The 15,938-nt window shown below is 67.5% G+C and carries 17 protein-coding genes and 1 riboswitch; of the genes, 9 read left to right on the top strand and 8 right to left on the bottom strand.

Annotated features, from left to right (window positions below):
* Positions 1 to 180: 180 nt before the first annotated feature.
* The 4 genes from M1D40_RS01245 to M1D40_RS01260 form a co-directional block, all read right to left on the bottom strand.
* Positions 181 to 1,212, bottom strand: a complete 1,032-nt coding sequence (locus M1D40_RS01245; RefSeq protein ID WP_461169914.1) for an isopenicillin N synthase family dioxygenase — start codon at positions 1,210 to 1,212, stop codon at positions 181 to 183.
* Positions 1,213 to 1,371: 159 nt separating this feature from the next.
* Positions 1,372 to 2,211 (bottom strand): thiazole synthase, encoded by an 840-nt coding sequence (locus M1D40_RS01250; RefSeq protein ID WP_461169915.1) that lies wholly within the window; start codon positions 2,209 to 2,211, stop codon positions 1,372 to 1,374.
* Positions 2,212 to 2,213: 2 nt separating this feature from the next.
* Entirely contained in the window at positions 2,214 to 2,453 is a 240-nt protein-coding gene (gene thiS / locus M1D40_RS01255) for a sulfur carrier protein ThiS (protein ID WP_341395356.1), read from the bottom strand.
* Positions 2,453 to 3,796, bottom strand: a complete 1,344-nt coding sequence (locus M1D40_RS01260) for an FAD-dependent oxidoreductase (protein ID WP_461169916.1) — start codon at positions 3,794 to 3,796, stop codon at positions 2,453 to 2,455. Before M1D40_RS01260 ends, thiS begins: the two co-directional genes overlap by 1 nt.
* A riboswitch (TPP riboswitch) is annotated at positions 3,791 to 3,894 on the bottom strand. It overlaps the preceding gene by 6 nt.
* A 204-nt stretch (positions 3,895 to 4,098) precedes the next feature.
* Between M1D40_RS01260 and M1D40_RS01265 the strand changes: the two genes are divergently transcribed.
* The 5 genes from M1D40_RS01265 to M1D40_RS01285 are packed head-to-tail and all read left to right on the top strand — an operon-like array spanning position 4,099 to position 8,797.
* The gene (locus M1D40_RS01265) at positions 4,099 to 5,232 is read left to right on the top strand and encodes an ABC transporter substrate-binding protein (RefSeq protein WP_461169917.1); all 1,134 of its coding nucleotides are present in this window, start codon (positions 4,099 to 4,101) and stop codon (positions 5,230 to 5,232) included.
* Complete coding sequence (locus M1D40_RS01270) at positions 5,225 to 6,418, top strand: FecCD family ABC transporter permease (RefSeq protein ID WP_461169918.1); 1,194 nt, start codon at positions 5,225 to 5,227, stop codon at positions 6,416 to 6,418. Before M1D40_RS01265 ends, M1D40_RS01270 begins: the two co-directional genes overlap by 8 nt.
* A complete protein-coding gene (locus M1D40_RS01275; protein WP_461169919.1) occupies positions 6,415 to 7,371 on the top strand; it encodes an ABC transporter ATP-binding protein in 957 nt (318 codons plus the stop codon). Before M1D40_RS01270 ends, M1D40_RS01275 begins: the two co-directional genes overlap by 4 nt.
* The gene (locus M1D40_RS01280) at positions 7,368 to 8,075 is read left to right on the top strand and encodes a hypothetical protein (RefSeq protein WP_461169920.1); all 708 of its coding nucleotides are present in this window, start codon (positions 7,368 to 7,370) and stop codon (positions 8,073 to 8,075) included. The genes M1D40_RS01275 and M1D40_RS01280 overlap by 4 nt, the downstream gene beginning before the upstream one ends.
* Positions 8,072 to 8,797 (top strand): hypothetical protein, encoded by a 726-nt coding sequence (locus M1D40_RS01285; protein WP_461169921.1) that lies wholly within the window; start codon positions 8,072 to 8,074, stop codon positions 8,795 to 8,797. The genes M1D40_RS01280 and M1D40_RS01285 overlap by 4 nt, the downstream gene beginning before the upstream one ends.
* A gap of 32 nt (positions 8,798 to 8,829) precedes the next feature.
* On the opposite strand, the gene M1D40_RS01290 is transcribed toward M1D40_RS01285, so the two are convergent.
* Both M1D40_RS01290 and M1D40_RS01295 read right to left on the bottom strand, forming a co-directional pair.
* The gene (locus tag M1D40_RS01290; protein WP_461169922.1) at positions 8,830 to 9,147 is read right to left on the bottom strand and encodes a hypothetical protein; all 318 of its coding nucleotides are present in this window, start codon (positions 9,145 to 9,147) and stop codon (positions 8,830 to 8,832) included.
* Positions 9,148 to 9,243: 96 nt separating this feature from the next.
* Positions 9,244 to 9,840: a LysE/ArgO family amino acid transporter gene (locus M1D40_RS01295; protein WP_341395364.1), complete on the bottom strand. Its 597-nt coding sequence runs from the start codon at positions 9,838 to 9,840 to the stop codon at positions 9,244 to 9,246.
* Positions 9,841 to 9,910: 70 nt separating this feature from the next.
* Between M1D40_RS01295 and M1D40_RS01300 the strand changes: the two genes are divergently transcribed.
* Together M1D40_RS01300 and M1D40_RS01305 are read left to right on the top strand one after the other, a co-directional pair.
* The gene (locus tag M1D40_RS01300; RefSeq protein ID WP_461169923.1) at positions 9,911 to 10,780 is read left to right on the top strand and encodes a LysR family transcriptional regulator ArgP; all 870 of its coding nucleotides are present in this window, start codon (positions 9,911 to 9,913) and stop codon (positions 10,778 to 10,780) included.
* A gap of 420 nt (positions 10,781 to 11,200) precedes the next feature.
* On the top strand, positions 11,201 to 12,121 hold the full coding sequence (locus M1D40_RS01305; RefSeq protein ID WP_341395366.1) for a hypothetical protein: 921 nt from the start codon (positions 11,201 to 11,203) through the stop codon (positions 12,119 to 12,121).
* Positions 12,122 to 12,527: 406 nt separating this feature from the next.
* Here M1D40_RS01305 and M1D40_RS01310 read toward each other — a convergent pair whose 3' ends face one another.
* Positions 12,528 to 13,421, bottom strand: a complete 894-nt coding sequence (locus M1D40_RS01310) for a Cof-type HAD-IIB family hydrolase (RefSeq protein ID WP_461169924.1) — start codon at positions 13,419 to 13,421, stop codon at positions 12,528 to 12,530.
* A gap of 187 nt (positions 13,422 to 13,608) precedes the next feature.
* Between M1D40_RS01310 and M1D40_RS01315 the strand changes: the two genes are divergently transcribed.
* Both M1D40_RS01315 and M1D40_RS01320 read left to right on the top strand, forming a co-directional pair.
* The gene (locus tag M1D40_RS01315; protein WP_152222701.1) at positions 13,609 to 13,908 is read left to right on the top strand and encodes a type II toxin-antitoxin system VapB family antitoxin; all 300 of its coding nucleotides are present in this window, start codon (positions 13,609 to 13,611) and stop codon (positions 13,906 to 13,908) included.
* A complete protein-coding gene (locus M1D40_RS01320; RefSeq protein ID WP_341395368.1) occupies positions 13,901 to 14,593 on the top strand; it encodes a LytR C-terminal domain-containing protein in 693 nt (230 codons plus the stop codon). The genes M1D40_RS01315 and M1D40_RS01320 overlap by 8 nt, the downstream gene beginning before the upstream one ends.
* Before the next feature lie 75 nt (positions 14,594 to 14,668).
* Here the strand turns inward: M1D40_RS01320 and M1D40_RS01325 are convergent, their stop codons facing one another.
* Entirely contained in the window at positions 14,669 to 15,850 is a 1,182-nt protein-coding gene (locus M1D40_RS01325) for a Gfo/Idh/MocA family protein (RefSeq protein WP_461169925.1), read from the bottom strand.
* Between the last annotated feature and the right edge of the window lie 88 nt (positions 15,851 to 15,938).

Consider the following 15,938-nt stretch of genomic DNA (forward strand, 5'->3'; position numbering starts at 1 on the left):
CTCGGCCCCAGTTTTCGACTGTCGTCGTCGTGATTCTCGCCGCGCTGAACACGCGCGTGCAGTTCTTCGCGAGCCTTGTGGCGATCTGCGAGAGAGTCTGGGCCAGGCCCAGCCTGTGCATCCCAACCGGCGGCGGCCAGTCCAGTTTGGCCGGCCGGCCCGCCGGTTGCGCTCCGGGCGTTACTTGGAGGTGAGCAGCTCCGGGTGGTGCAGCTTGGCCACCTGGGGGTGCGCCCGGAGCCAGCCCTTGAGGACATTGGAACCGTAGGACGCCAGCATGGGGTTTTCCGGGTCATCGGAAATTCCGCGTGACTGCGCCGCGAGTTCGGCGGGCAGCTCCACCGGATCAATGACGGCGTCCAGGCGCGGCGACCAGAAGAACGGAATGGCGTAGCGGTCCACGCCGGGGGCCGGAGCCGTCACGCGGTGGATGGTGGCGGAGAGGTAGCCCTGCGTGGCCACTTCGAGCATTTCGCCGAGGTTGACGACAAGTGCCCCGGGGATCGGCTCCACCGGAAGCCAGGTCTCCGACTCGTGCGGGCGGACTTCGAGGCCGCCCACGGAATCCTGCAGCAGGAGCGTCACGAAGCCGTAGTCGGCGTGCAGGCCCACACCCTGGGCGCCGGCTTCCTGCACCTCGCCGCCCACGTAGTGGGCCAGCTTGGCCATCCAGGCCGGGGAGCCTTCAAACGGTTCGGCGAAGTGGTCTTCGGGCAGCTCGAGGGAGACCGCGATGGCGCTGAGCAGTTCCGCGCCCACCTCAGACATAAGCTCCGCCCACTCCATGGACTTCTCCCGCAGCTCGGGAAGGACCTCGTCAGGGAAAAGGTTGGGGCCCTGGACCAGCCAGAACGGCTGATCCGATGGGTAATCCGCCACGGGTTCGCGTTCCGGGCCGAAGTCGATCTGCTCGCGTGAATCCGGGCGGCCCTGGGTCAGCTCGGTCCCCAGCCGGGTGTAACCGCGGAAGTGCGGCGACTTGCGGTTATCCAGCTCCAGCCGGTTCTCCAGCGGCAGGTCGAAAAAGCGCTTGGTGACGTCGAACAGGCCCTCCCATTTGGACTCACCGGCACCGTAGCCAACCAGCTGGAAAAACCCGATCCGGTGGGTTGCTTCGCGCAGCGCAGCAATGAAGTCGGTATTGAAGGAACCGTCGGCATTGCGGGCGGTGCTCAGGTCCAAAACAGGGATGGAATCGGGGATCGCAGTCATGGTTGCGAAGCTACCACCAGCTGCTGTCAAGTGAGTAGCAATTGTTACGTCATCAGATGTCGTATCCACTCTGACCTGCGCGTTCTTTAAGCACCGGGAGAGTCATCGCGTAACGATACGTCTTTCAGCGACATGTTCGCGGCGGCGCCGGCCCGGAAATCACTGCGTAGTTCCGACGGGTTCCCAGTCGCCGCGGGGCCGATGCTCGGGTTCGCCGGAGCCAACGGTCCCCGCCCGGGGAGAGGACGCCACGGCATGGCTGCGGGCCGGAATGCGGCCGGCGCGGAAAGCCAGACGGCCGCCGGCTACGGCATGCCGCATTGCCGCCGCCATTGCCACCGGATCCTGGGCGCGGGTGACGGCACTGGCCAGCAGTACGGCGTCGCAGCCCAGTTCCATGGCCAGAGCAGCTTCGGAAGCGGTGCCGATGCCGGCGTCCAGGATCACCGGTACGGACGCCCGGGAGGTGATGAGCTCGATGTTGTGGGGATTGAGTATGCCGAGGCCGGTGCCGATCGGGGCACCCAGGGGCATGACGGCGGCAGCACCCAGGTCTTCCAGGCGCTGCGCGGTGACCGGATCATCAGAGGTGTAAGCGAACACTTTGAATCCCCGGGCCACGAGCTGCTCCGTGGCGTCCAGCAGCTCCACGACGTCGGGGAGCAGTGTCTCTTCATCGGCGATCACCTCCAGCTTCACCCAGTTAGTTTCCAGTGCCTCGCGTCCAAGCTCCGCTGTCAGCAGGGCGTCGCGCGCGGTGTAGCAACCGGCCGTATTGGGCAGGATCCGGATGCCGTTGCGCTCCAGCACCGCAAAAAGGGAATCGCCCTGCTGTGGGGTGAAGCGCCGCATTGCCACGGTGGTCAGTTCGGTCCCGGAGGCAAGCAGTGCCTGCTCGAGGGTGTGAAGGGAGGTCAGGCCTCCCGTGCCCATGATGAGCCGGGACGACAGTTCTGTGCCGTCGAGTTCCAAGTGGTCGGCTGTGAGAACGCTGGCCATGATTAGCCTCCCTGGATGGCGGTGACGATTTCAACGGTCTGTCCCTCGGCGACTGTCGTGCGGGACCAGGAGCTGCGCGGCACGACGGCGGCGTCCACCGCCACCGCTACGCCTAGGCGCCCGCCGTCGGCCGGACGGCCGTCCGGCAGCAGCGGGCGCCGGGTGGCGCCGGCGACGAGATCGGTGATCGTGGTCTCCCGCGGAACGTTCCTGGGGGTGCCGTTGAAGGTTATGGCGGGCATTACATGCTCCTGTTCGAGGTGGCGGGCGGCGGTGTGCTGAGCGGAGGCGTGGTGGGCGGCGAAGCGGCGGGAGCGGCGGCGGGCGGGTTAGGACTGCTGTGGTCGAAACGGTGCGGGTCGGCAGCGGCCAGGAACCGGGCATCGGCTGCCGGGTTGCTGCCGCGCATGCCGGTGAGAAGCTGGGCTGCGAGGCGGGCAGCCAGCGGAGCCAGCAGCACCCCGTGCCGCGAAAATCCGGTGGACACCGCCACACCGGGTACGGGCGTCCCGTCCGGCCTGCGCAGGGCGCCGAGGTACGGGCGGTCATCGGGGGTAGCGGGGCGGGCCTTGGCCATGACTTCGACCAGATCCAGGTCCGCAACTGCCGGTACGAGGGTCTGTGCGTCCCGCAGCAGGGCAAAAACACCTCCGGCGCTGGCCCCGTTCCGTCCGTCCTCGCGGGACGTGGCGCCAATGACGATCGTGCCGTCGCTGCGCGGCACCAGATAGACCGGTACGCCGTGAACCAGGCCGCGGACGGTGTGCTCGAGCAGGGGAGGCGCTCCCGCGGGCAGCCGGGTGCGCAGGATGTCCCCGTGCACGGGGCGCAGCGGCGGAGCATAGCCGGACGGCAGACCGTGCAGCCGGCTTAGTCCGGTGCCCGCTGCCAATAGCGTCTGTGCGGCGGCAAGTTCCCTCCCGTCCTCCAGCACGACGCCGGTAACGGCTCCGCCTCCCCACAGCAGGCCGGTGGCGGAAGCTCCAATGAGCACGGCAGGGCCGCCGTCTGTCCGGCCGGAAGGACAACCCTCCGTCCCGCCGGGTGCCACCAGGGCACCGAGAAGGGCTGCGGTGAGCCGGCGGGGGTCCACCTGATGGTCGGAGGGAATGCGGAAGACGGACGAAAGGCGGGGACTGAGCGCAGGCTCCAGCGTGCGTGCGGTTCGCAGGGATATCTGCTCAACCGTTGTCCCGTAACTCCTCTGCAGCAGGCGCAAATCTGCCAGCGCCTGCCGGTCGGCGGCATCGGCTCCGCAGACCAGGGTCTCGGTGCGCCGGTAACCAACGGACGCGCCCGCCGCTGCTTCCAGGGCCGAAACGAACGCCGGATATTCGGCCGCGGAGGCAGCCATCAGCGGATACAGGGGCTCTTGGCTGTACTGCACCTCGGAGGCCGGAGCCAGCATTCCCGCCGCGGCCAGAGATGCGCCGCCCCCGGGATCCGGGTCAACCACGGCAACTGTGCGGCCGCGCCGCCGCAGCTCCCAGGCTGCTGCCAAACCGATCACTCCGGCGCCGACCACTACGACGTCGACGGCGGGTGTTCCGGGGACGGAACGGGAGGGCTGGGGTGCAGGATTCACCGGGATGTCCTTTTCCTACGGCGGCATGACCCGCATCAGGTGTGGCGGTCGGCGCTTAAGCCCTCTCAGCCCCCAGGGGGACTCCCGCAGAACCGCTGCTTTACCAGCGTGTCAGGGAGCCTACCACGCCGGGAGCGGGCATCCACCGTCGCTTCGCGTCCCCGGGCGGGCTGGAAGGGCCGCCCTGCAGAGGCGGATCAGCGAATTACGATACACAAATATGCGCTAATCGCTTCGATGTGGTCTGATATCTACGTCAGTCTTTAGGTAAGCCTTACCTTTCGTCAGCGATAGGAATGCAGTTGTCTCCCTCCCATCCTCCTCATGGAACCTCCCGCAGAACCCTTCTGGGCGGCGCCGGCCTGGGCTTTCTGGCCCTTGCCCTGGGCGCCTGTTCCTCCCGCGAAACGGTGGCCGCCGCCGGCGGATCAGCCGGTTCGCAGGGCTTCACCGTGACTGACATGCGCGGCGTGCAGGTCTCCTTTGACGCTCCCGTGCAGCGGATTGCGACGACGGTGATCCCCTCGCCTTCCATGCTCGCCGCGGTGGACGGCGGTTACGGCAAGATTGTCGGCATCAACGAGTCCACCGTCCAGGCCAACCGGCAGGGCCTGTTCGGGGAGATGTACCCGGAGTCGAAGACGACCACCACGGTTTCCCCGTCCAGCTTCACGCCGAACATTGAAACGCTCACCTCCCTGAACCCCGACGTCGTGTTCCAGTGGGCGGACCAGGGCGACGGCCTGGTGGAGCCGCTGGAAACGGCGGGCTTCAAGACCGTCTGCCTGCTCTACGGCACGCAGGAATACCTGGAAACCTGGGTCTCGCTGTTCTCGACGATCCTGGGCAAGCCGGAACGCGGCACCGAAATTGTGGACTGGATGCACGCCGAGATCGAGCGCCTCCGGCAGGAACTCTCCTCCGTGACGACGCCGGTGCGCGTGGTCCACCTGGGCCAGTCCGGAGACGGCTACTCCGCGTCGAACAAATCCTCCTACATGCACTACTGGATGGAGCTGGCCGGGGGCCGGAACATGGCCGCGGACAACATCAGTGCCGAGAACGTGGTCAGCGCCGAGCAGCTCATCGAATGGGACCCCGAGGTCATCACGCTGGGAGGCTTCGACACCCGCACCCCGGCGGACGTGTACGCCGACAAGTCCCTGGCCTCCGTGTCAGCAGTGCGCAACCGCCGCGTCTACAAGGCTCCGCTGGGCGGCTACCGCTGGGAGGTCCCGTGCGCCGAATCTCCGCTGATGTGGCAGTGGGCCGCCGAGATCTTCCATCCCGGGCTCACCCGGCACAACCTCCGCGCAGCCATGCGCGAGAAGATCAGCTACCTCTACGGCTACGACATTTCAGAGACCCAGATCGACGCCGCCCTCCGCCTGGACCTGAACAGCGCAAGCACCGGCTACGAGGTCTTCAGTGCCTGAGACAAGGACGGGCACGACGACGGCGGCTGGCGCGGGCATCGCACGGGCGGCCCCGGCGGCGGCAGTTGAGGCTGCCGGCCTGCCCATGCCGCCGTCGGTCTCTTCCCGGCCGGCCCCGCCCGAATCATCCCGCCCGCCGGCCCGCAGCCACCGGCTGCCGCTGCTGCTGTGCGTCCTGATCCTGTGCGCGGTGGCCCTGGTGTCCATGGCCGCCGGCCGGTACTGGGTGCCGCCAAACGAAATCCTGCGCATCCTCGCCAACGAGGCAACGGCACTCTTCGGCGCCGGCGGGGGAGAGGGCGCGCTGCGGCGGACCTGGACCGATCAGGAAGCCACCGTGGTGCTCGACGTACGCCTGCCGCGCGTCCTGCTGGCGTTCCTGGTGGGCGGGGCGCTGTCCCTGGGCGGTGCCTGCCTGCAGGCCCTGTTCCGCAATCCGCTGGTCAGCCCGGACATCATCGGCGTCACCGCCGGAGCGTCCTTCGGCGGCGTGCTGGTGCTGACCCTTGGCCTCTCCGGCGGCTGGATGGTGGGCGGTGCGTTCGGCTTCGGCCTGGCCGCGCTCGCCGTCGTGCTGGCGCTGGGGCGGATGGGCGGAGCCGGCGGCCCGATGCTGATGATCGTGCTCGGCGGAATCGTGGTGGCCGCGTTTTTCAACGCGATGGTCTCCTTCATCACCTACACCGCCGATCCATACTCCGAACTGCCCTCGATTGTGCACTGGCTGCTCGGTTCCATTGCCGCCGCCAGCTACACCAAGGTCCTCACCGCCCTGGTCCCCGTGGCGATCGGTGCCGCCGTGGTGCTGGCGATGCGCTGGCGCCTGAACGTGCTTTCACTGGGCGACGACGACGCCGCCGCCCTGGGCGTGAACCCGCACCGCTCCCGCGTGGTCCTGCTGTGTGCAGTGGCCCTGATGACGGCCGGCACCGTGGCTGTGGCCGGCGCCGTCGGGTGGGTGGGCCTGGTGGTTCCGCATCTGGCCCGCCTTTGGATGGGACCGGATCACCGGGTGCTGCTGCCGGCGTCGCTGCTGCTCGGCGGCACCTATCTGATGCTGATCGACACCCTCAGCCGTTCCCTGTCCAGCAGCGAACTGCCGCTGGGCATCCTTACCGCCATTATCGGCGCCCCCGTTTTTGTGGTGCTGCTGGCCCGTTCCCAGAAGAAAGGCGCGCTGTCATGACCGTCGTGTCAGCCCTGACAACACCCCTGAGTGCAGCTCCGGCAACCGCGCCGGCCGCCGCTGAACCTGCGGCAGGCAGGTCAGCCGCACCGGCCGCCGCAGCCGGCCCCTTGATGTCCGTGACCGGGCTGGGCTTCCGTTACTCGCGGCTGCGCCCCTGGCTGTTCCGCGGCCTGGGCTTCGAGCTGGAACGCGGTGAGATCCTGTCCATCCTCGGCCCCAACGCACGTGGCAAAACCACCCTGCTCAAGTGCCTCTCCGGGCTGCTGACGCCCCGCGAGGGACAGATCAGCTGCGGCCCCGCCGTCGGCTACGTACCCCAGGACCACGGTGCCGGCGGCACCTCCTTCACCGTGGCCGAGATGGTGCTCATGGGCCGCAGTCGGCACCTGCGCGCCTACCAGACCCCGCGCCGCGAAGACCACGACGCCGCTGACGCCGCCATGGAACGGGTGGGCGTCGCCGCCTGGGCCAACCGCAGCTACGCCGAACTCTCCGGCGGCCAGCGGCAGCTCGTGCTCATTGCCCGGGCGCTGGCCTCCGGGTCCGAACTGCTGATCCTGGACGAGCCGGCCTCGGCCCTGGACCTGCACAACCAGTCCCGCGTGCTGACCGTACTCTCCGGCCTCGCCGCCGACGGGATGGGCGTCATCATGACCACGCACCACCCCGACCATGCCCTGCACGTCTCCCGCAATGCGCTGCTCTTTGTCGGCAGTGACGACACCCGGTGGGGGCCCACCGAAGAGCTGCTCACCGGCTCCGCACTCTCAGCGGTCTACGGATTGCCCATCTGCACCCCCACCGTGGGCACCGTCTCCGGCGACCGCGTGATTGCCGTGCCGGACTTCGGCCCCTCCTGCCGTGCGGACTGCCCCGTGCCTCCCCAGTCCGGCGCCGCACTACCTCCCCAGTCCGCAGCCGCACTGCCCTTCCGAAAGGACCTTCCGTGATTTACCGCCTGATCGGCGACGCCCCGATGCGCGGCCAGCGAGACCCCTCGTGGCGCGGTGCGCTGGACGACGTGGACGCCTACGACCTGAACGACGACGCAGCCCGCGCCCGGATCCTTTCCGCCGGCGGGCTGATCATCGGCGGCGGCGCTGACCATCTGCTCCTGGCTAAACACCGTGACGCGCTGAACGGCTTTGTCCGCGGCGGCGGCCGGGTGCTGGTGAACGGGCAGGTCGTGCAGCCGTTCATCGACGGACTGGCGCCGTGGCGGAAGCTGGAATTCCGCGGCCCGCAGGATGTGCGGCCACACTCCGTGGAACCGCATCCGGTCTGGGACGGCGTCGACTACCGGGATCTTCACTACCGCACGGGCGTCCCCGGGACGCACAGCTACGAGCGGCTGGAGGAAATCGGCGTCGCCGGCTTCTACGGACGCGGCTACCACCTGGACCTGCCCGACGGCGCCCGGACCGTCACCGGAATCGGCCAGTACCGGCTGCCCCTGGACTACAGCTACCGGCTCGGAGCGGGCGAAGTGCTCGTGCACGGCGGCAACGATCTGGAGAGCTTCTCCGACGAAAAGTACTCCACCCGGAAGCTCGGTCCCAACCTGGTGGCCTGGCTGGACGGCGGTTCCGGGAACGGGTCCGTTTCTGCTTCCGGGGTCCGGTCCCGCCACGACGCTGAAGGAGTCCGCGCATGAGCGCCGCAACCGCTACCGCCGCTGCGACGACCGCCGCAGCCACGACCCCCGTCGCATCGACCGCCGGCGCCGCGGCTGCTGCCGGGCCCGGAAGTGCCCCGCGCATCGGCCTGCTGCACGGCGGCACCTTCCCGGCGCTGCGCACCGTGGCCGATCCGGCGCTGGCACCCTACCGCCTCGAGCCGGTCTACCTGCCCGATGCAGATCCGGCCGATCTGGCCGCCCTGGACGTGATTCTGGTGGGAGACCGCCTGCATCAGGGCCAGCTGGCCCGTTTCGCTCCCGCGGTCCGGGCGGCGCTGCAGGATCCGGCCAAGACGGTGGTCGTGCTTGGCGAAAACAAGGTGGAGAACTGGCTGCCGGGTGTCGGCTACACCTTCCGCCCCACCGTGTTCTGGACCTGGCGCACCGGAGAGGACAACGGCACCCGGCTGCGGCTGCCCGGGGATCCGCTGTGGGAGTACTTCACGCCGCGCTCGGTCTCCTGGCACCACCACGGCCTGCTGCATCCGCCGGCCGGTGCGCGTTCCCTGGTTGTCATGGAGGAGGACGGCACCGACTCCGGCGCCCTGCTCTACGTGGACGAGGTGAACCAGCCGGCCCGCCTGCTGGTGACCACCATGGACCCGGTCTACCACCACGGGTCCGGGTTTATGCCCGGTGCGTCCCAGCTGCTGTACTCGCTGCTGCGCTGGGTCACCGCAACGCACGTTCCGGCCTAGGAGCGGGCGCCGGAATCTTCCGGAGCTCGCGGCTAGGTCCTGGTCGGCGTCGTGCCCGGCGCCGAACCCTGCACCTTGCCGAAGTAATAGGCGAGGAAGATGCTCATGGAGACGGCTCCGGCCAGGACCGCGGCCCGCTCGCGGGCGCCGGTGGCGGTACGGCCCAGCAGGGCGGTGCCGCCGGCGGCGTTCAGGGAGCTCCACACGGCGTTGGCCACGGGGCTGGAGAGCCCGACGCCGGGCGGCGCGGCAAACGGCGTCGGAAACTCTTTCCCCTGGACAGCGCTGACCCCGTGCGGCACCGCATTGGCCAGGAGCACTCCGGCGAAGAACCTGGAAACGAGAGGCATGGGCGGTGATCCTGTCAGTGGTGGCGGGGCACGCGGGATAGGCAGTTGGGCCAGTGTAGGAGCCGCCTCCCAGCCTGTACAGCAGCTGCCGCAGCGTCAGCCCAGGACCAGTTTGACCGCCAGGGCAAGCATCACGATGCCGATGAGCAGATCCAGCACCTGCCAGGTGCGCGGCCTGCTGAGGGCTCCGGACAGGGCACGGGCGCCGAAACCGAGACCGGAGAACCAGAGGATGCTGCCGAGGACGGCCCCCGCGGCGAAGACCCACCGCAGGGCCTCGCCGTACTGGTTGGCCAGGCTGCCCAGCAGCACCACGGTGTCCAGATAGACGTGCGGGTTCAGGAAGGTCAGCGCCAGCGTGGTGGTAATGACCGATCCGCGGGAGCGCGGCGCCTGACCGGTCAGCACGGCAGGTTTCAGTGCGGACCTGAAGGACCGGACCGCGAACCAGGTTAGGTAAACCGCGCCGCCCCAGCGCAGGATACGCAGAACCTGCGGGAAGTTTTCCACCAGAGCGCCGATACCCGCAGTTCCCGCAAGGATCAGAACGGCATCGCTCACCGCGCAGAGCACCACCACCGCAGCGACGTGCTCGCGGCGGATGCCCTGCCGCAGGACAAAGGCATTCTGCGCCCCGATGGCGACGATCAGTCCCAATCCGGTCAACAGTCCGGTACCCCAAATGCTCCACATACCTTTGACGGTAGTTCTGCACGGCGATGCAGACAAACGAAAGATTCTGAACCTGCATTAGATTTACTTCATGAACTTTGAGCATCTGCGGGCCCTGGCAGCGGTCATTGACGAGGGCACCTTCGAGGCGGCAGCGGACCGGCTGCACATCAGTCCGTCCGCGGTCAGCCAGCGGATCAAGGCGCTCGAGAAGTCGGCGGGCCAGGTGGTGGTGCGCCGGGCCATGCCCTGCACCGCGACCGACGCCGGGTCGGCGCTGCTGCGCCTGGCCCGGCAGGTGCAGCTGCTGGAAGCCGAGGCCCGGGAAGCCCTGGGGTCCGGGAGCTCGGCAGTGACCGCCACGCCCGTGGCCGTGAACGCTGATTCCCTGGCCACCTGGTTCCTGGCTGTATTTGAGGACGCCGCCGGCTGGGCGGACACCACGCTGGATCTGCATGTGGAGGACCAGGACCACAGCAGCCGGCTGCTGCGGCAGGGCGACGTGCTGGGCGCAGTGACGTCCGATCCGGCACCAGTGAACGGCTGCCGGGCCGTGCGGCTGGGGGCCATGCGTTACGTTCCCGCGGCGGCGCCCGGTCTGCGGGAGCGGTTCACCGGAGCAGCCGGCGTGGACTGGGAGGCGATGCCGGTGCTGCACTTCAATACCAAGGACGACCTGCAGCGCGGCTTCCTTGCCTCCCGCAACGTCTCCGGCACGCCGCCAATGCACACCGTGCCGTCGTCGGAGGCCTTTGTGGCCGCCGTGCGGGCTGGGCTGGGCTGGGGCATGGTGCCGGAACTGCAGGTAGGTTTCGACTTCGACGACGGCCGGCTGGTGCTGCTCGACGCCCAGGCCCACCACGACGTCGTGCTGTACTGGCAGTCCTGGACCCTTCAGTCCGAGCGGCTGGACCGGCTCACGGAGGCAGTGCGCCGAGCCAGCCGCCGGCTGAGAAGTTAGGCCGTGTTGATTGGGTTGATTCGGGTTCGCGTGTGTGAGTCTTTAGCGGTAACGCGACATGAGCCGCCCAGAAGGAGAAGATGAGTGCGATCTGCATTGCCGGGTAAGTCGTCCCCAAACACTACTGTCGCGCTGACGAAGGTTGCTCTTCGGCTTTTTCGACTTTCCGACCTTGCCGATGCGATTGGCGACCTGACGGGGTTGGGGCAGGCGAGTATCGAATCGTTGGTGCGAACGGCAGAGCAGGGCCTCGCGAATCGGCCCTCGGCAGAGTTCACCGCCGTTGCTACTGCGGACCGAGAATGGGTCGAAGGTGTGCTCACGCGCACATACATTGGGCTAGCGGCGGACCCCGCGCGTCCAATCATGGGCGAGAGCCTCATTGGCGCGGGCGCAGTCGTGCGGCTAGCGGATGAAGCGATGACCGCTGATGACCGTCGCGAGGTCGACGCCGCCTCCGACGATGTCCGGGCGTACCTGACTGCAGTATCCGAGTCCATCGCATACCTCATCTCCAAGTGGTACTCGACGAACGAGGAGCCGAATCGCGCCGCTATGTCTCAGGTGGCCGGCGAGACCCTGCAGACTGTTCGAGCGATTCCGGATCTGATTGAGGAGCTCAAAGCACACCTCGATTCATCCCTTGCCCCGGTCCTTGTCCGGCTCGAGCAATCGACGCTGGAGGATCCCAGTTCGCAGCCCGAGCCAGAGCCGGAGCGGATCGTGTTCCAGCTTGATTTCGGCTTCGCGCCCCTAGCAACTGACGCAGAACTCGCTGATCTCGTGAGCGCAGCGGTCGTGGCGGTACTTGAGGAAAGACCTGTATGCATTGAGGTTTCCTTGCCCACCCTCGACGAAGACTTGAAGGGGTTCGGCGACGCCGTGCGCGTGGCTCGGATGAAGCGGGAGCACCAGAACAAGGCGCGACGACTTCGACTCGCACTTTTGACGTTCTTCTCCCCTCAGGTTGAAGCTATGTGGGCCACTTACCTGCAGGGAGTGCCTGCCCGCGTCACGGTGGTTCGCGCACTTCTCAGGGAGCCGGAGACGACACGCGCGAAGCTGGACGTCTGGCGAACGACGCCCCCGCGTGCTTCGGCACCCATCTGGTTGACCCCCGACGAGGTACACGCAGTTGTTGAGAGCGTGCGCCTCGGTCAATGGGACCACCTCAGAGGTGGTGCTGGGTGGCGCGCTGCTGACGAGCTGCCGCGGTCCGTCATCGTCGAGAAGGTGATGGCCAGCATTCTCACCGAACTCGTCCGTGAGGAAGTAACAAGTGAGGAGGGCTGGGCAGCAGATGTGCTGTTCCTGCCGTCCTGGCACATTGGCCAGGGGTAGATATCACCGCGGTCCTAACCGAGTTTGCGGCAAGGACATGTTGATCAATTCTGAGCTGACCCAGATCAGCTGGCGGCGAGGTGACAGCGGTTCGGTAACTGCGGAGGAGCTTGTCCGCGGTCGCGCGGCCACGCTTATGCGATTCGGCATAGCCCCCTGTGTCCCGGGCGAGGGTGGCGCCGTGCTGATGCACACGCGCGATGGTCGAATCGACCCAGTCAATCGTGCCGGCGGGGCCGGCCTGCTTCTGCACCCCGACGAGCCGGTGATCAGCCCATGACCGCGACCTGAATGACGTGGGCTGGCATCAACGGCTCATCAGAGACCACAGGTCGTCAGAGATCTCCTGTCGCGTCACCACTTAAGGCTCGCCCAGGCGAACGCGAATCAACTTGATTAACGCGGCCTAGCTCACGCCGTCGTCGTCGGGTGCCTGGCCCGCAGCCATCGCCGCCCAGCGCTCAAAAAAGGCTCCGCCGGCGTCTTCATGGATCCGGTCGCCGGCAGTCAGCACAGGATAGGGCTTGGCCGGGACGCCGTCGGCCGGGCGCACGTCCACGTGCGCAACGTCGTACCCGAGTGCGTGCAGCTCATCGGCCATGGCGTAGTCGGTGCGGGAATCGCCGACGGTCCGCCAGACGTGCGGGACCTCGGTGCCGGCATCCGCCAGCAGGGCAAGGGCGCGGCGGGCGCCGAGGTCCTTGCCCACCCCCAGTGCCTCAATGTCGGTGGAGATGATTGTGGGATCGATCCGGTAATCGATGGAGTCGTCACTGTCCGGTGCGTGATGATCCAGCCGGCAGACGCCCAGATCGAACTTCCGCATCAGGGCCAGGGCGTCAGTGTCGAATTCCTGCTGCTCCCGGAGGTAGTCCGCGTTGGCTACGTCCACGTGCTGCTCCACCGACACCATGGCGCGCTTGGTCTCGTCGTAGAACATGTGGCCGCGGTACTTGGACGCCACGAGCTGGCGGACGGCGTCGGCATAGGTTTCGGGGAGGGCGAGGGCCGCATCGACCTGCGGTTCGGTGGGACCGGCCCCGGTGAAGGAGAACCACACGGCGCCCTTCTCGCAGATGGCATGCAGGGTGGTGCCGGCCGACAGACCGGCGGCGATCATCGGTTCCATCACCTGTTTGCGGATGAAGTCATCGGAACGGCCGGTGTTGAAAATGACGGGCCAGCCCGCCGCCGCCAACTGCACGAGGTGGTCGATGATGCCCGGCGGAACCGTCCGGGAAACCGGGCTGGCCACGGGGCCGTCGACGTCGAGCAGCAAGCCAAAGCGAGGAGAAGTCACCGTGCCAGTATTCCACTGCGGCCGGTGTGCGGCGAAAACCGCCCGGCCGGGCGCCGGACGTGTTTGTACTGGTGAGAGCCGTATTTAAGGCCCGAAAGACCGCTGTGGCCGTAATGTAACCCCGAATGGGCGCGCCCCGCCGGGCCCCGCTGTTTCAAAGCCTGCACTTCTTCTTTAGTCTGTATTAGTGATCTTCAAAGCTGTTGGCGACGGACGCCCCTACCCTGACCATGGATACGTGACACCCAAGGATTGGGCAGCGGTACCTCCCCGGCAGGTGCGGCTCGATGAGCTGGTAACCACCAAGAGCACCCTCGATCTGGGGGCGCTGCTCGCTGAGGACTCCACTTTCTTCGGAGATCTTTTCCCGCACGTCGTGTTATGGAGGGACACCATGTATTTGGAAGACGGACTGCACCGCGCCGTTCGGACCGCGCTGCACCAGCGGACCATCCTGCATGCACGCGTCCTCGTCATCGATGACTGACAAGACCTCCGGGGCGCCGCACCGGGACCGGACGGCGAAAGCCGACCCCACCGAGTGGCACGGACACCGGATTGTCACTGAAGATGATCTGGGGGCCGTTTTTGATCCCGAAGCTGATGAGGCCCAGCGGGTGCGCCTGGCCCGGCGGCGGCGCCTGCGGCACCGGATTGTCATCGGTGTCCTGGTGTTTGTTCTGCTGCTCGCGGCAATCTTTGCCCAGGCGGTCCTGCGCGGCTGGATAGTGCTGTCCGAGCCGGAGGCGGCACCGACGGCGTCCGCCGAGTGCCCTGCGGGACCGTTCACCTATCAGTCGCCGGACACCGTGACCGTGAACGTCTTCAATACGACGCCGACGCCGGGCCTGGCCACCCAGGTGTCCGATGCGCTAACCGAGCGCGGGTTTGTCCGCGGAACCGTCGGCAACAGCACGGTCAACCGCGCAGGCATGAGCGCCATCATCATCTCCGGCCCGGAGGGCGAAGCAGCGGCGTTCACACTGCAGCAGCAGATCCCCGGAACCCAGTACGTCCAGGACGACCGGGAGGGCTCCGCCGTGGACGTTGTCCTGGGCTCCGGCTACACCACCCTGGTGCCGCCGGAGAATGTTGCGGCCACCGCCACCGGCCCGATGAGCTGTCCCTGGATGACTGAAACGCCGCCGCCAGCCCCGGCACCCGCAGGCTGACCTGCCGCGGGCCGGGTGGCCTGCCGGGGGTGCGGATCCGGATGAGCTCCGGACACGGCGCCTTCTGGTGCAGCCCTAAACGTCGTCGACGGGAACCAAGACGCTCCGGGCGGCAGCACTTTCTTCCACGGCCGCGAGCACGCGCTGCACGGCCAGGCCGTCCTCAAACGAGGGTGACGGTGTCCGTCCGTACCTGATGCAGGCCAGGAAATCGGCAACCTCATGCACAAAGCTGTGTTCCCAGCCCAGGACGTGCCCCTGCGGCCACCAGGACGACAGGTAGGGGTGTTCCGGTTCGGTGGCGAGAATCCGGGTGAAACCCTGACGGCGGACGGGCAGGGTTCCGTCGAAGAACTGCAGTTCGTTGAGGTTCTCCAGGTCAAAGGACAGGCTGCCCAGATCCCCGAACACCTCGATCTGAAGGGAATTCTTGCGGCCCAGGGCCATTCGGGAAACCTCCACGCTGGCCACGGCTCCGCCGGCCAGATCCAGGGTGGCCCAGGCTGCGTCGTCAACAGTTACCGGCAGCGTCCTTGCCGGTTCCCCCGCCGCGGCTCCCGCAGCCTCGGCTTCGGGCCGTTCGGTGACGTAGGTGTGCAGCCGTCCGGACACGCCGATGATGCGGTCCTGAAGCAGGAAGCGGATCTGGTCCACCAGGTGCGAGGCGATGTCCCCGAGCGCGCCCGAGCCGGCGCGCTCCTTGTCCAGCCGCCAGGTCATGGGTGATTCCGCGTCGGCGAGCCAGTCCTGCAGATAGGCGCTGCGGACGGAGCGGATGGTGCCGAGCCGGCCTTCGGCGATGAGTTCCCGGGCCAGGGCCAGTGCCGGAACCCTCCGGTAGTTGAACCCCACCATGGAGGTGATGCCGCGTTCTGCGGCGCGGCGTGCGGCGTCGGCCATGGCTTCCGCCTCGGCCACGGTGTTGGCCAGCGGCTTCTCCACCAGAACATGCTTGCCGGCGTCCAGGGCAGCGATCGCCATTTCGGCATGCAGGTAGCCGGGGGAGCAGATGTCGACGACGTCGATGTCATCCCGGGTGAGCACATCCCGCCAGTTGGTGGTGAATTCCTGCCACCCGTACCGCTCCGCGGCCGCCGCAGCCTGTTCCGCATCCCTGCCGACCAGCAGCTTCTGTTCGTAGGCCGGAGTGTCAAAAAACGCCCGTGCGTTACGCCACGCCTGTGAGTGCGCCTTGCCCATAAAGGCATAGCCGATGACGGCGACCCCCAGCGGGCGGTCGGAGGAGGGGAGAGGCATGCGGAACATCCCTTGAACTGGTTGGAAGAAGCGGGTCTGGTTTGGTGGAAGGCTGCGGCGCTGCCGGGCTGCGTGATTCCGGGCTGCC

It is taken from the genome of Arthrobacter sp. Z1-15, assembly GCF_054792395.1.